General features: G+C 65.9%; 12 protein-coding genes. 9 read left to right on the top strand and 3 right to left on the bottom strand.

The window, feature by feature from the left end; translation table 11 throughout:
* The first annotated feature begins 176 nt into the window (after positions 1 to 176).
* A complete protein-coding gene (locus tag DXT59_RS08865; protein WP_116136528.1) occupies positions 177 to 890 on the top strand; it encodes an autoinducer binding domain-containing protein in 714 nt (237 codons plus the stop codon).
* A 271-nt stretch (positions 891 to 1161) separates the two neighbouring features.
* On the opposite strand, the gene DXT59_RS08870 is transcribed toward DXT59_RS08865, so the two are convergent.
* The gene (locus DXT59_RS08870) at positions 1162 to 1866 is read right to left on the bottom strand and encodes an ATP-binding cassette domain-containing protein (RefSeq protein WP_116136529.1); all 705 of its coding nucleotides are present in this window, start codon (positions 1864 to 1866) and stop codon (positions 1162 to 1164) included.
* A 146-nt stretch (positions 1867 to 2012) separates the two neighbouring features.
* Entirely contained in the window at positions 2013 to 3050 is a 1038-nt protein-coding gene (locus DXT59_RS08875) for a LysR substrate-binding domain-containing protein (protein WP_116136530.1), read from the bottom strand.
* A 137-nt stretch (positions 3051 to 3187) separates the two neighbouring features.
* Between DXT59_RS08875 and DXT59_RS08880 the strand changes: the two genes are divergently transcribed.
* Positions 3188 to 4225 carry an alpha/beta hydrolase family protein gene (locus tag DXT59_RS08880; protein ID WP_116136531.1) on the top strand — a complete coding sequence of 346 codons (1038 nt, stop codon included), beginning with the start codon at positions 3188 to 3190 and terminating at the stop codon, positions 4223 to 4225.
* A gap of 264 nt (positions 4226 to 4489) precedes the next feature.
* Here the strand turns inward: DXT59_RS08880 and DXT59_RS08885 are convergent, their stop codons facing one another.
* Entirely contained in the window at positions 4490 to 4687 is a 198-nt protein-coding gene (locus DXT59_RS08885; RefSeq protein ID WP_116136532.1) for a hypothetical protein, read from the bottom strand.
* A 460-nt stretch (positions 4688 to 5147) separates the two neighbouring features.
* Between DXT59_RS08885 and hutH the strand changes: the two genes are divergently transcribed.
* The 7 genes from hutH to hutG are packed head-to-tail and all read left to right on the top strand — an operon-like array spanning position 5148 to position 13362.
* Positions 5148 to 6683 (top strand): histidine ammonia-lyase, encoded by a 1536-nt coding sequence (gene hutH / locus DXT59_RS08890; protein ID WP_116136600.1) that lies wholly within the window; start codon positions 5148 to 5150, stop codon positions 6681 to 6683.
* A gap of 20 nt (positions 6684 to 6703) precedes the next feature.
* A complete protein-coding gene (hutC, locus tag DXT59_RS08895) occupies positions 6704 to 7399 on the top strand; it encodes a histidine utilization repressor (RefSeq protein ID WP_116136601.1) in 696 nt (231 codons plus the stop codon).
* 32 nt (positions 7400 to 7431) lie between these two features.
* A complete protein-coding gene (gene hutU, locus DXT59_RS08900) occupies positions 7432 to 9120 on the top strand; it encodes a urocanate hydratase (protein WP_116136533.1) in 1689 nt (562 codons plus the stop codon).
* Positions 9121 to 9125: 5 nt separating this feature from the next.
* Complete coding sequence (locus DXT59_RS08905) at positions 9126 to 9788, top strand: HutD/Ves family protein (RefSeq protein ID WP_116136534.1); 663 nt, start codon at positions 9126 to 9128, stop codon at positions 9786 to 9788.
* Between the two features lie 53 nt (positions 9789 to 9841).
* A complete protein-coding gene (gene hutI / locus DXT59_RS08910; RefSeq protein ID WP_116136535.1) occupies positions 9842 to 11116 on the top strand; it encodes an imidazolonepropionase in 1275 nt (424 codons plus the stop codon).
* Positions 11113 to 12504, top strand: a complete 1392-nt coding sequence (locus DXT59_RS08915) for a formimidoylglutamate deiminase (RefSeq protein WP_116136536.1) — start codon at positions 11113 to 11115, stop codon at positions 12502 to 12504. Before hutI ends, DXT59_RS08915 begins: the two co-directional genes overlap by 4 nt.
* A gap of 48 nt (positions 12505 to 12552) precedes the next feature.
* Positions 12553 to 13362 carry an N-formylglutamate deformylase gene (hutG, locus tag DXT59_RS08920; protein ID WP_116136537.1) on the top strand — a complete coding sequence of 270 codons (810 nt, stop codon included), beginning with the start codon at positions 12553 to 12555 and terminating at the stop codon, positions 13360 to 13362.
* Positions 13363 to 13447: the final 85 nt, after the last annotated feature.

Below are 13447 nucleotides of genomic sequence, written 5' to 3' on the forward strand. Positions count from 1 at the left end.
GTATCAGCATTGAAATAAAGAGCCTTTGGCATGCGTCTCAACGAGAGCCGCGGCTCGGGTCGTACCGAGCGGTGGGAGACGTGTGCCGGGATGTCGATGTTCCGGCCGCCGGGCGCGGCCGTTTCGGAATCGCGTGGGCCATTCGCACGGTCCGTCGCGACGACAAGGAGGCATAAATGAAAAGCTGGGCCGAGGAACTGTTGCACGAATTGAGTCACACAAGCTCCGATGCGGAGATCTTCAGCAAAATCGAGGCCGCGGCGAAGGGCTTGGGTTTCGAGTTCTGTTCGTACGGCTTGCGGGCGCCGTGGCCGCTGTCCAAGCCGAAGACGCGCTGGCTGAGCAATTATCCCGAGGCGTGGAAAAAGCGGTATCAGGAAGCGCGCTACCTGGACATCGATCCGACCGTGCAGCACGCACGCCGGTCGCAATCACCCATCGTCTGGAGCGATGCGCTGTTCAGCAGCGTGCCGGAGTTTTGGCGCGAGGCGCAGTCGCACGGTTTGCGCTACGGCTGGGCACAGTCGGCGTTCGATAGCTGCGGCGTGGGCGGCATGCTGACGCTTGCTCGCTCGAGCGGCCCGCTCACGGCGGCCGAACTCGCCGAGAACGAAGTGAAGATGCGTTGGCTCGTCAGCACCGCGCATCTTTCGCTCAAGCGCGTGTTGATGCCGACGCTGATGTCGGACCCGGAGCGCGGCCTCACCGATCGCGAGGTCGAGGTGCTGAAATGGGCCGCTGACGGCAAGACCTCCGGCGAGATTTCGAAGATCCTCGTGATCTCCGTCGATACGGTCAATTTTCACGTCAAGAATGCCGTCACCAAGTTAAAGACGACGAACAAAACGGCCGCTGTCGTCCGTGCCGCGATGCTCGGCTTATTGCAATGACTTGTCTGTCCGCTAACTGCCCGTCGGTTGCGGGGCGGCGCCGTTTGATGGAAAGCAAGTTCTCCGGATAAGGTTGCCTGGCGACAATTGTCGTCAGGCAATTCCACTGCAAAGCGAAATATTCGTTTATATTTCGCACGCTCAAAATCGTGAAAATTTGCAATTCCTCGGTTTGATTCGATCGGCGCGAGATAATCGGCAATCGAAATAAACTGAACGTGCGTGGTGTAATGGGCATTCACGCTATGCCGGCGGCCCGCGCGCCGCGCCTTCACGAAGCCGCGGCAAGTCCGGGGCGGGCGGGTCCCTGCGGCGCTTGCGACCGGGACAGGCGCCCCGCGTCGAGCAGGTAAGCCGTCACGCCGGCACAGGCGGCCGGCGCCGCGCTTCGTTGCGCAATTACCACAGCCGTTCCTTCGCCGGCCAATTCGGCGCCGAGCCCGGCCACCTCGTCGGCCTCCGCCGGCGAGAGCGCGTCGAACGGATCGTCGAGCAAAAGCAGACGGGGCCGCGTCATCAGCGCCCGTGCGATTGCTAGAAGCTGCCGCTCGCCGTCGGTGAGCCGGCTCGCGCTTTGATGCTCGCACGCTTTCAAAAAGGGAAGCCGATGCACGAGGCGCGCTGCTTGTTCCTCGACGCGCGCCCGGTCCGTGTCGCGCCAAACAGCCGCCAAGAGGTTCTCGCGGACGGACAGGGAGCTGCACAGCAGGCGGTTATGCGGGACGTAGGCAATGCCGCGCGCGAGCAATTCGGTGGGACGCTTGCGGCGCAGGTCCTCGCCGTCGAAGCGGATCATGCCGCGCTTGGGGCGCACGATGCCCGCGATCGCCATGAACAAGGTGGTTTTGCCGGAGCCGCAAGGGCCGAGGAAGTAGGCTAGGCTGCCTGGGAAGAGTGCGAACGAGATGTCGTCGAGGACTTCGCCCTTGCCGTAACCGGCGGCGAGCGATTCGACTTGCAGCAAAGGCATGCGCATCGGGTGTCACCTCCGGAAACGGATACGACGTACTCAGCGGCGCGCCGTACTCGAATTCCGTCGATTTCACCCGCCGATTCGCTAACCAGCAACTACCACAAATGGTAGGCATAACCCGATGCGCGATCTTGCGTCGGCTGCCGCGCTCACGACAATGCGACGCCTTCGCCGGCCGCTGCCGCTGCCTCGATCTCGATCGCGGGGCCGCCGGCGCGCTCGGCCGGGATGCCGTGCGCCGGAGCGGTGCTGCGTGCGGGGGCGGGGCTTGCGCTAACGAGCGGCTCGGCGGCGCTGCGCGCTTGCTCGACGATCCACTGGGCGACCTCGCGCACGTCTTGGCGTGCCGTCGTCTCGGCTTGGACGAGCCAATACGCGTGTCCGCTCGGCTTGCCCTTGCCGCCATCGAGCGCGACGAGCTTGCCTTCGGCGATCAGCGGTTCGACGAGCGCGGCGCGTCCGAGCGCGATCCCTTGACCGGCAAGCGCTGCTTGCACGACCTGGTCGTAGTGGTTCAAGTGCAGCATGCTGCGCGGCTTGGTCTCAGCGAGACCCAGCGCGCTCAAATGATCCGACCAGCGCAACAGCGGGCGGCGCTGGCCGTCGAATTCGATCAGGACATGATGCGCGAGGGCGTCCGCATCGACGCGTGCGAGGCCGAGCGAGGGGCTCGCGACGGCTACGATGGTTTCGTCGAATAGGCGCGTGGCGCCGGCCGGCGCATTGGCGATGCCCGCATAGCGAATCGCCAGGTCGATGCCTTCCGCGCGCAGGTCGAGTAGCTTGTCGTTGGCCGCGACTCGAACGTCGAGCGCGGGATAGCGCTGCTGTAGCTCGGAGAGCCGCGGCAGCAGCCACAAGGCCGTTACGCCGATGCTGGCGGTAATCGTCACGGGCTGCTTTTCGGCGGGGCGCGTTATGGCTTCGAACGCGTCCTGAAGCTGACGGACGACGCCGTCGGCCGTGCGGAACAAGCGCTCGCCGGCCGGCGTGAACGAAATCGACCGGTAGCCGCGATGGAACAGCGACACGCCGAGCGCGTCTTCGAGCGAATGAATCTGCCGGCTGACGGCCGATTGCGTGAGACACAGATCCTCCGCCGCGAGCGTAACGCTCATACGGCGGCCGACAGCGACAAAGCCGCGGATTAAATCGAGCGGAGCAAGTCGAACGAGAGGCGTTGCCATGCGTCTACCTCATGCGAAAGTGACAGGAAAGTAAATTGATTCGAAGCGAGGCATCGGATCAAATGGGAACTTCTGGGCCACGGGCGCGGTTGTACGCGCCCCATGTGCGAATTTCGACTACGGCATAGGAAGCATTGATGAACCCAGCGCGCGCGGAGGCGATCGAGCCCCGCAAGGTGACGTTCGACGCACCCGACGGCACGCCGATCGGCGGTTTCGCGTGGCAAGCCGGTTCCCGCACGCGGCCCGTCGTCATCGTCAATCCGGCGACGTCGGTGCGTTGCCGCTACTACTTTCGTTTTGCCGACTACCTTTTCGCGCACGGGCGCGACGTGCTGCTCTACGACTATCGCGGGATCGGCGAATCGCGGCCCGCCAAACTCGCCGGCTTCGATGCGAACTGGATCGACTGGGGCGCGCTCGACTTCGAGGCGGCGCTGCGTTTCGCGGCCGACCATTTCGCCGGCCAAGCGATCGACGTCGTCGCCCATAGTATCGGCGGCTGCTTGATCGGGCTCGCGCCTTCGAACGCGACGATTCGCCGCGCTGTGACGATGGGCGCCCAATATGCGTATTGGCGCGATTACGCGCGCGAACATCGACTCGGCATGCTGCTCAAATGGCATATCGCGATGCCCGCGCTCGCCGCTGTCTTCGGCTATGTTCCGGCGCGGCGCCTCGGCTGGATGGAAGACACGCCGCGCGGCGTCGCGCATTCGTGGGCCAAGAGCCGCGCGCGCTTCGAGCAAACCTATCGCGCGCCTCCGTTCGCATTGGCCGACGAGCGCGTCGCCCAGCTCGTGCGGCAATTCACGGCCCTGCGGGCGCCGCTGCTCGCCATTAGCACGACGGACGACCCGTTCGGCACCGTCGCGGCCATCGAGCGCCTGCTCGATTATTTCGACGGCTGCGAAACGCGCACGCACCTGCGTCTCGAACCGAGTGCGTTCGATGCGGATGCGATCGGACATTTCGCGTTTTTCCATAGCCGGTTCCAGACCCGTCTATGGCCTATCGTGCTGCAATGGCTCGAAACGGCATCCCTCGCGCAGGCTACGCCCGGCGAGCGCGTCTCGGTGCGTCGCAGGGCAAGCGAGGACGGCGCGCGGGCAGGGCATGCCGTCGATTCCTCGCTTGCTCGAGACGGTCGCATTCATCGGCATTTCTCCATTTAGATGCGTTCGCAACAAACGCAGCGGATCGTGCCGGATTTAAGCCATTCTTATGCGAAACCGTAACTGACACATTTGGTAGGCGCATGCCGAGGCCGCCTCGACACGGGGATGCGAGGCCCGCCGAGTGGGGCAAAAAATATTCGTGGCGGCGTGTGGAAGCGGTGTTCTAACGGAAGTCGAAGCGGGTTCGAACCGGAGCGCCGAACCGTCGAAGAGGCGATACGGCGATAGCATCGAAACGATAGCGGCGAGGCTGAAATCGTTTCAATGCTCGTCATCCGACCCGTCGGTCTCCGCCTCGCCGCGGACCGCGTCCGCGAAGCGCGCGAGTGCCGCGAGCGAGCCGCTCACGCTCACGTATTGCTCGCGGCCGATCCTCGCATCGAGCAGGACGGCCATGCCCGATTCGCGTGCCAGTTCGATGAGGTCCATTTGCGGTGGTTGCCCTTGCGTCTTGTTCATGGTCGTCGAAAGTGTCGCTCGCTGATGCCGGGGCGCGCGCTCGGGCCACGCCGGCTGCCGCGGCCCCGCGCCCAACGCGACACGTTTCGCGTGAGCCCCACCCTAGTTGAAGCACGAGGCGTACCTACTTGCGCCCGTAGCGTCCGCGTTCGCGCGCTGCCCCTCACAACCGATTTGTATAGACAAGATGGGCGCCCCTAGCGCCGCAGCATCTCACGCCGGTGCGGTACGATTTTTTAGCGCCCGAGCGGCTGACAAAAGCACCGGAAGCCAATGTATGCAAGCTTACGCGCCTTGCATATTTTCTAATGGTTATCCCTAGTCCGCCTTTTTTGAAAATTGCTTGTCTATACAAGTTGGCGACACTAGACTGCGTGTCAGATCGAGGCGCGCGGGCGGGGCGGGATGCCCGCCCGCTGTCCGGGACGCACAAATACACAGCACATACAGGATGCTTTCCATGATGATTCTTACGCCGGGCCACCTGACGCTTCCTCAACTGCGCCGCATCGCGCGCGAACGCGTCACGTTCACGCTCGATCCCGCCAGCCGCGCCGTCATCGAGGCCGGCGCGAAAGCGGTCGCGGACATCGCCGCGAAAGGCGAGCCGGCATACGGCATCAATACGGGCTTCGGCCGTTTGGCGAGCACGCATATCCCGCACGATCAGCTCGAGCTGTTGCAGCGCAATCTCGTACTGTCGCACGCGGTCGGGGTGGGCGAGCCGATGGCCGAGCCGGTCGTGCGGCTGTTGATGGCGTTGAAGTTGTCTAGCCTCGGCCGCGGCCACTCCGGTATTCGCCTGGAAGTGATGGATGCGCTCGTCACGCTGCTGAATGCCGACATCTTGCCGGTGATCCCCGTCAAAGGGTCGGTCGGCGCGTCGGGCGATTTGTCGCCGCTCGCGCATATGTCGGCCGTTCTGCTCGGCATCGGCGAAGTCACGGCGCGCGGCGAACGCATGAGCGCTACCGAGGGCCTGAAGCTCGCGGGCCTTGCGCCGTTGTCGCTGCAAGCGAAGGAAGGGCTTGCGTTGCTGAACGGGACCCAGGCTTCGACGGCGCTCGCGCTGTTCAATCTGTTCGCGATCGAGGATCTGTTTCGCACGGCCATCGTCGCCGGGGCGCTTTCCGTCGATGCGGCGGCCGGTTCGGTCAAGCCGTTCGACGCGCGGATCCACGCGCTGCGCGGTCATCGCGGCCAGATCGACGCCGCCGAGGCCTATCGCGCGTTGCTCGACGGTTCGGGCATCAATCTCTCGCATCGCGATTGCGGCAAGGTGCAAGATCCCTATAGTCTGCGCTGCCAGCCGCAAGTGATGGGCGCGTGCCTCGATCAGATGCGCCACGCGGCGCAGGTGCTGCTCATCGAAGCCAATGCGGTCTCGGATAACCCGCTCGTGTTCCCCGATACCGGTGAAGTGCTCTCGGGCGGCAACTTTCACGCCGAGCCGGTCGCGTTCGCGGCCGACAATCTCGCGCTCGCCGCCGCCGAAATCGGCGCCCTGGCCGAGCGTCGCATCGCGCTTTTGATCGACGCCACGCTTTCGGGTCTGCCGCCGTTCCTCGTCAAGGATGGCGGCGTCAATTCCGGCTTCATGATCGCGCACGTAACCGCGGCCGCGCTGGCCTCGGAGAACAAGACGCTGGCTCACCCGGCTTCGGTCGATTCACTGCCCACCTCGGCGAATCAAGAGGACCACGTTTCGATGGCCACGTTCGCGGCGCGTAAGCTCGCCGATATCGCCGAGAACACGGCCCATATCCTCGCCATCGAACTCCTGGCGGCCGCGCAAGGCGTCGATTTGCGCGCGCCGCACCGCACGAGCGGCGCATTGCAGCGCGTGATGGATACGCTACGCGCGCACGTGCCGCATTACGACCTCGACCGGTATTTCGCGCCCGACATCGCGAGCATCGCGCGCCTGGTCACGAACGGCACGATCGCCCAAGCGAGCCCGCTTTCATTCGCCTCCGAGGCGAGCGCCGCCGCTTGAACATGGACAGCATCAAAGCGATGAACGCGCCGGCGTACCAGGGCATCAAAGACTTCATCCTCGCGCGGATCCACTCGGGCGAGTGGGCGGAGGGCGATCAGGTCCCGTCGGAAAACGAGCTCGCGCGCGACTTCAAAGTCGCGCGCATGACCGTCAATCGCGCGTTGCGCGAACTGACGGCCGAGCAAGTCCTCACGCGCGTTCAAGGCGCCGGGACCTTCGTGGCCCGGCCCAAATACGAATCGACGCTCGTGGCGATCCGCAGCATCTCCGACGAAATCGCCGCGCGCGGTCATCGCTATCACGCGAAGGTGCTCGAGCTCGACGCGACGGTGGCGGGCGAGGCGCTGGCCGACGAAATGCAGGTTGCGCCGGGCAGCCCGGTGTTTCATTCGCGCGTGCTGCATTTCGAGAACGACGAGCCCGTGCAACTCGAGGCGCGCTGGGTCAACCCCGCCGTCGCGCCCGAATACGCGCTGCAGGATTTCGCGCGCGTGACGCCGAATCAATATCTGACGCGCGTGGCGCCGTTGCAGCGCGTGGAATACCGGATCGAAGCCGCGCAGCCCGAGGCCGAGACGCGCGCGCAGTTGCGCATGGACGAAATCGAACCCTGCCTCGTGCTGCATCGGCGCACATGGTCGCGCGAGCAGGTCGCATCCGTCGCGGACTTGTGGCACCCGGGCAGCCGCTATCGCTTCACTGGACATTTTTGAGCCGCACGAAAGCCGTACAACAGAGGACTCTCATGAACGATCCGAAACCTTTCGATCCGCGTCTCGATCCGACGCGCACGATCCGCGCCCCGCGCGGCGCCGAAAAGACGTGCAAGAGCTGGCTCACCGAGGCGGCCTACCGGATGATCCAGAACAACCTCGATGCCGAGGTGGCGGAGCATCCGCATGCGCTGGTGGTCTACGGCGGCATCGGGCGTGCCGCGCGCAATTGGGATTGCTTCGATCAGATCCTGGCATCGCTGAAGGATCTCGAAGACGACGAAACGCTCCTCGTCCAATCGGGTAAGCCCGTCGGCGTATTCCGCACGCATGCGGATGCGCCGCGCGTGCTGCTCGCGAACTCCAACCTCGTCCCGCATTGGGCCACCTGGGAGCACTTCCACGAGCTCGATCGCAAGGGCCTCATGATGTACGGCCAAATGACGGCCGGAAGCTGGATCTACATCGGCAGCCAAGGGATCGTTCAAGGCACCTACGAAACGTTCTATGCGGTGGCCAATCAGCATTTCAACGGCAACGCGAAGGGCCGCTGGATCCTCACGGGCGGCCTCGGCGGCATGGGTGGGGCGCAACCGCTGGCCGCCACGATGGCGGGCTTTTCGATGATCGCCGTCGAGTGCGACGAAACGCGGATCGATTTCCGCCTGAAGACGCGCTATGTCGATCGCAAGGCGAAGACGCTCGACGAAGCGCTGGCGATCGTCGAGGCGGCCGGCGCGAGCGGCAAGCCGGTATCGGTGGGGCTCGTGGGCAACGCGGCCGACGTGTTCGAGGCATGCGTCGCGCGTGGGATCACGCCCGATTGCGTGACCGATCAAACGAGCGCGCACGATCCGATCAACGGTTATCTGCCGCAGGGCTGGAGTGTCGAGGCGTGGCGCGAACGGCAAAAGACCGATCCGCAAAGCATCGTCGTGCCGGCCAAGCAATCGATGGCGCGCCAAGTTCAGGCGATGCTGACGTTGCAAGCGCGCGGCGCCGCCACGCTCGACTACGGCAACAACATCCGGCAGATGGCGCTCGATATGGGCGTCGAAAACGCGTTCGATTTTCCGGGCTTCGTGCCCGCCTACGTGCGGCCGCTCTTTTGCGAGGGCAAGGGACCGTTCCGCTGGGTCGCGCTCTCGGGCGATCCGGAAGACATCTACAAGACGGATGCGAAGGTCAAGGAGTTGATCCCCGACGATCCGCATCTGCATAACTGGCTCGACATGGCGCGCGAGCGTATCGCGTTCCAAGGGCTGCCCGCCCGCATTTGCTGGGTCGGCGTCAAGGATCGCTATCGCCTGGGCCTCGCGTTCAACGAAATGGTCAAACGCGGCGAGTTGAAGGCGCCGATCGTCATCGGCCGCGATCACCTCGATACGGGCTCCGTGGCGAGCCCCAATCGCGAGACCGAAGCGATGAAGGACGGCTCCGATGCGGTGTCCGATTGGCCGCTGCTCAACGCGCTGCTCAATACGGCCGGCGGCGCGACGTGGGTTTCGATTCACCACGGCGGCGGCGTGGGCATGGGCTTTAGCCAGCACGCGGGGGTCGTGATCGTGTGCGACGGCACGGATGCGGCGGCGCGCCGTATCGAGCGCGTGCTGTTCAACGATCCCGCCACGGGCATCATGCGGCACGCCGATGCGGGTTATGAGCTCGCGCGCGACACGGCGCGGGAAGTGGGGCTCAAGCTCCCGATGCTCGGGCGCTGACGCGCATGGACACGCCATCGCGGGCGGCGCGCCGCGTGTCGGCCGGGCCACGGCGCGGGCACGGGCCGCTGCGTATCGTTCGCGCCGGCGCCTTGACGGCGATGCCGTGGAAGAACGGCGGCGGCCTCACGCGCGAGATCGCGGCGTACCCGGTTGGGGCCGGCCTCGATACCTTCGTGTGGCGCGTCAGCGTGGCCGACGTCGAGCAGACGGGGCCGTTTTCGACGTTCGAGGGCGTCGAGCGGACGCTCGTGCTGCTCGCGGGCAGCGGGATGCGTTTGCTCGAAAACGGCGGTCTCGCGCACGCGTTGACGGCGCCGCTCGCCGTGGCGAGGTTCGACGGCGCAGCGCAGCTCGAGGCGCAACTAATCGATGGGGCGACGCGCGACTTCAACCTGATGGTGCGCCGCGATCGCGCGCGCGCCGCGCTGCATGTATGGCGAGATTCGGGACGGCACGTGCTCGAAGCCGACGTCGCGCTCGTCTTTTGCGCGCATGGCGAACTCGCGCTTCGTCTGACCGGCGCCGATCGCCGCGCTGCGGACGTGGACCCGGCCCAGGCGACGCTCGGGCCGATGGATACGCTCGTGCTCGATGCACCGCGGGCGCTGCGCTGCGACGTGAAGGGCGAGGGCGCCGCGTTGGCCGTGCTGTTGCAGTACCTCTAACGGGCCGCGGCCGCGCTAGGCGCAGCGGCTGCAGCCGATATTCCGGGATCATCATGAGCGAACGGGTTTGGCGGCACTTGAATCTCTGTCCGAGGGGCGATACGAGCGAATCGATCGAGGACGCCGCACTGGCCGTCCGTGACGGCACGATCGCGTGGCAAGGCGCCGCGCGCGATCTGCCGCCCGAATTCGCCGCGTGGCCGAGTGAGGACCTCGGCGGCGCGTGGGTGACGCCGAGTCTCGTCGATTGCCATACGCATCTCGTATTCGGCGCGCTGCGTGCCGACGAGTTCGCTTTGCGGCTCGCCGGCGCGAGCTACGAAGAGATCGCCAAGCGTGGCGGCGGCATCGTCTCGACCGTGCGCGCGACGCGCGAGGCGGGCGAGGAGGCGTTGATCGCATCGGCCGGCGCACGGCTCGAACCGCTGCTCGCCGAAGGCGTTGGAGCAATCGAAATCAAATCGGGCTATGGGCTCGACCTGCCGAACGAGCGCAAGATGTTGCGCGTCGCACGGGCGCTGGAGCGGCGCTATCCCGTGTCGGTGTACACGACGTTCCTCGGCGCGCATGCGCTGCCGCCCGAATACGCGGGACGCGCCGACGCCTACATCGACGAGGTTTGCCAACGCATGCTGCCGGCGCTCGCGGACGAAGGACTCGTGGATGCGGTCGATGTCTTTTGCGAGCGTATCGGCTTCACGCTGGAGCAGAGCGAACGCGTATTCGCAGCCGCTCAGCGTCGCGGCTTGCCTGTGAAGATGCATGCCGAGCAACTGAGCCTATCGGGCGGCACGGCGCTCGCCGCGCGCTATCGCGCGCTGTCGGCCGATCATCTGGAATATCTCGACGAGGCCGGTGTGCAGGCGATGAAAGAGGCTGGCACGGTGGCGGTGCTGCTGCCGGGCGCCTATTACTTCATCCGCGAGACGCAACTGCCGCCGATCGACTTGCTGCGCCGCCATGGTGTGCCGATCGCGCTCGCCACCGATTGCAATCCCGGCACGTCGCCGGTCACGTCCTTGCTCGCGATGCTCAACTTCGGCTGCACGCTGTTTCGCTTGACCGTGCCGGAAGCGTTGCAGGGCGTCACGCGACATGCGGCGCGCGCATTGGGACGCGGCGACCGCCACGGCGAGCTCGCGCCGGGACGGGCGGCAGATTTCGTCGCATGGTCGGTCGGCACGCTGGCCGAGTTGGCCTATTGGATCGGCCGGCCGCTTGCGGCTCGCGTCGTACGCGGCGGCGAAACGGTTTATAGGGCGCCCGCGTCGCCTTGGACAGGACGCATCGATACGCGAGCCGCCGCATCGGAAAGGAGTGGGAAGTGACGACTGGCGGCCATACCTTATTCGCCGCGCACGCCTATTTGCCGCAAGGCTGGCGGCGCGACGTGCTGCTCGAATGGAACGGCGAGGGCGTCTTGACGGCCGTCACGCCCGATTCGCCGGCGCCGGCGGGGGCCGCGCGCGCAAGCGGCCCGCTGCTGCCCGGCATGCCCAACCTGCATTCGCATGCGTTTCAACGCGCGATGGCGGGGTTGGCCGAGTACCGCGCGCAGGCCGGTGATAACTTTTGGAGCTGGCGCGATCTCATGTACCGGCTGGCCGCGCGCATCACGCCCGACGCGCTGGAGGCGGTCGCGCGCTGGCTCTATATCGAGATGCTCAAGGCCGGATACACGTCGGTGTGCGAGTTTCACTACGTGCATCATGCACTCGACGGCAGTCCCTATGAAAACGCCGCCGAGTTGGGCCAGCGCGTCGTCGACGCGGCATCGCAGACCGGTATCGGAATGACCATGCTGCCCGTGCTCTACGAGCACAGCGGCTTCGGCAAGCGCGAGCCGCGCCCGGATCAGCGCCGCTTCATCAATACGCCGCGCTCGCTGCTGGAGCTCTTGCTAACACTGCGCCGTGCCCGGCCCGAGCATGGCGCATTGGCGTACGGCGTCGCGCCGCATTCGCTGCGCGCGGTGTCCGAGGCGTCGCTGCGCGCGCTGCTCGACGGGCTTGACGCGCACCTTCCGGGCGCGCCCGTGCATATCCATATCGCGGAGCAGACGGGCGAAGTGGACGAATGCATGGCCGCCACCGGCGCGCGTCCTGTCGCGTGGCTGCTCGAACGTTTCGAGGTCGATGCGCGATGGTGCCTCGTGCATGCGACGCACGTCGATGAGGCCGAAGCTTCGGCACTGGCTGCGAGCGGGGCCGTGGCCGGCCTATGTCCGACGACCGAGGCGAACCTCGGCGACGGCATTTTTCCCGCACCACGATATCTCGATGCGGGCGGTGCGATCGGCGTGGGTTCCGACAGCCATATCGCCGTCGATTGGCGCTCCGAATTGCGCTTGCTCGAATACGGGCAGCGCCTGGCGCTGCATCAACGCAACGTGCTGGCATCGGCGGCGCGGCCGCAGGTGGCCGAGCGGCTGTTCGAGGCGGCATTGGCCGGGGGCGCGCGGGCAAGCGGCCGCACCATCGGCGCGTTGGCGCCGGGCCACCGGGCCGACTGGCTCGTGCTGGACGCCGGGCATCCGAGCTTGGATGGGCGCGTGCCGGACGAGTGGCTCGCCGCGCTCGTGTTTTGCGAGCATGGCCACTCCCCGATCGCTGACGTTTATACAGGCGGGCGCTGCGTCGTGCGCGAGGGACGCCACGTGGACGAAGCGAATGCGTATGCCGCCTATCGCGAAGCACTCGCGCGGCTACGCGCGTAAGGTGCGTCACTTCTCAACCCCGTTTCCGAACTCGACCGGTTTCCCACGATGACCACGCTCGAACCCGCCGTGTTTTCCGTCCGGCCCGGCACGTTGCCGCTTCTGATTTCGATGCCGCACGTCGGCACGCATATTCCGGCCGATATCTTGGCGACGATGACCGATGTTGCGCGCCACGTCGACGACTGCGACTGGCACCTCGAACGTCTGTATGCATTCGCGGCACGCCGCGGTGCGTCCTTGCTCGTACCGTCGCACGCACGTTACGTCGTCGATCTGAATCGGCCGCCCGACAACGCCAACCTCTATCCGGGGCAGGATACGACGGGCCTGCTACCGGTCGATACGTTCGATAAGGCGCCGCTCTATCACCCCGGCGGCGAGCCGACCGAGGCCGAGGTGGCGCGCCGCGTCGCCTGGTATTGGCAGCCCTATCACGACGCGCTTGCGCGCACGCTCGCCGAGTTGAAGGCGCGCCATGGCGCCGTACTGCTATGGGAGGCGCATTCGATCCGGTCGCACGTGCCGCGTTTCTTCGACGGACGGCTGCCCGATTTCAATTTCGGTACCGCGGGCGGAGCGAGCGCGGCGCCGGGGATAGGCGAGGCGCTGGCCGAATGCGTGAATCGCCACGGCGGCTACACGGCCGTGGCGAACGGCCGGTTCAAAGGCGGCTACATCACGCGGCACTACGGCGAGCCCGATCGAGGCATCCACGCAGTGCAACTGGAGTTGTCGCAAATCACCTACATGCAAGAGACGCGGCCCTATGCCTACGACGAAGCGCTGGCCGGACGCGTCGAACCTCTGCTCGACACGCTGATCGACGTAGCGCTCGACCGGTTGGCCCGGATTTGATCTCGCTGCGCGCAGCGCAACGCCGCGCGCCTGTCAATCGGCCGAACGTCGCGATGATGCGTCTTGTAGACAACCGGCACTTGTC

Origin of the sequence: Trinickia diaoshuihuensis, assembly GCF_003390925.1 — a bacterium.
In the GTDB taxonomy this organism is placed as follows: domain Bacteria; phylum Pseudomonadota; class Gammaproteobacteria; order Burkholderiales; family Burkholderiaceae; genus Trinickia; species Trinickia diaoshuihuensis.

Excerpts from the sequence above, each read along its gene's own strand:
- hutH (WP_116136600.1), top strand. The coding sequence starts at position 5,148 with ATGATGATTCTTACGCCGGGCCACCTGACGCTTCCTCAACTGCGCCGC.
- hutI (WP_116136535.1), top strand. The coding sequence starts at position 9,842 with ATGAGCGAACGGGTTTGGCGGCACTTGAATCTCTGTCCGAGGGGCGAT.
- DXT59_RS08905 (WP_116136534.1), top strand. The coding sequence starts at position 9,126 with ATGGACACGCCATCGCGGGCGGCGCGCCGCGTGTCGGCCGGGCCACGG.
- hutC (WP_116136601.1), top strand. The coding sequence starts at position 6,704 with ATGAACGCGCCGGCGTACCAGGGCATCAAAGACTTCATCCTCGCGCGG.
- DXT59_RS08885 (WP_116136532.1), bottom strand. The coding sequence starts at position 4,687 with ATGAACAAGACGCAAGGGCAACCACCGCAAATGGACCTCATCGAACTG.
- hutG (WP_116136537.1), top strand. The coding sequence starts at position 12,553 with ATGACCACGCTCGAACCCGCCGTGTTTTCCGTCCGGCCCGGCACGTTG.
- DXT59_RS08870 (WP_116136529.1), bottom strand. The coding sequence starts at position 1,866 with ATGCGCATGCCTTTGCTGCAAGTCGAATCGCTCGCCGCCGGTTACGGC.
- DXT59_RS08875 (WP_116136530.1), bottom strand. The coding sequence starts at position 3,050 with ATGGCAACGCCTCTCGTTCGACTTGCTCCGCTCGATTTAATCCGCGGC.
- DXT59_RS08865 (WP_116136528.1), top strand. The coding sequence starts at position 177 with ATGAAAAGCTGGGCCGAGGAACTGTTGCACGAATTGAGTCACACAAGC.
- hutU (WP_116136533.1), top strand. The coding sequence starts at position 7,432 with ATGAACGATCCGAAACCTTTCGATCCGCGTCTCGATCCGACGCGCACG.
- DXT59_RS08880 (WP_116136531.1), top strand. The coding sequence starts at position 3,188 with ATGAACCCAGCGCGCGCGGAGGCGATCGAGCCCCGCAAGGTGACGTTC.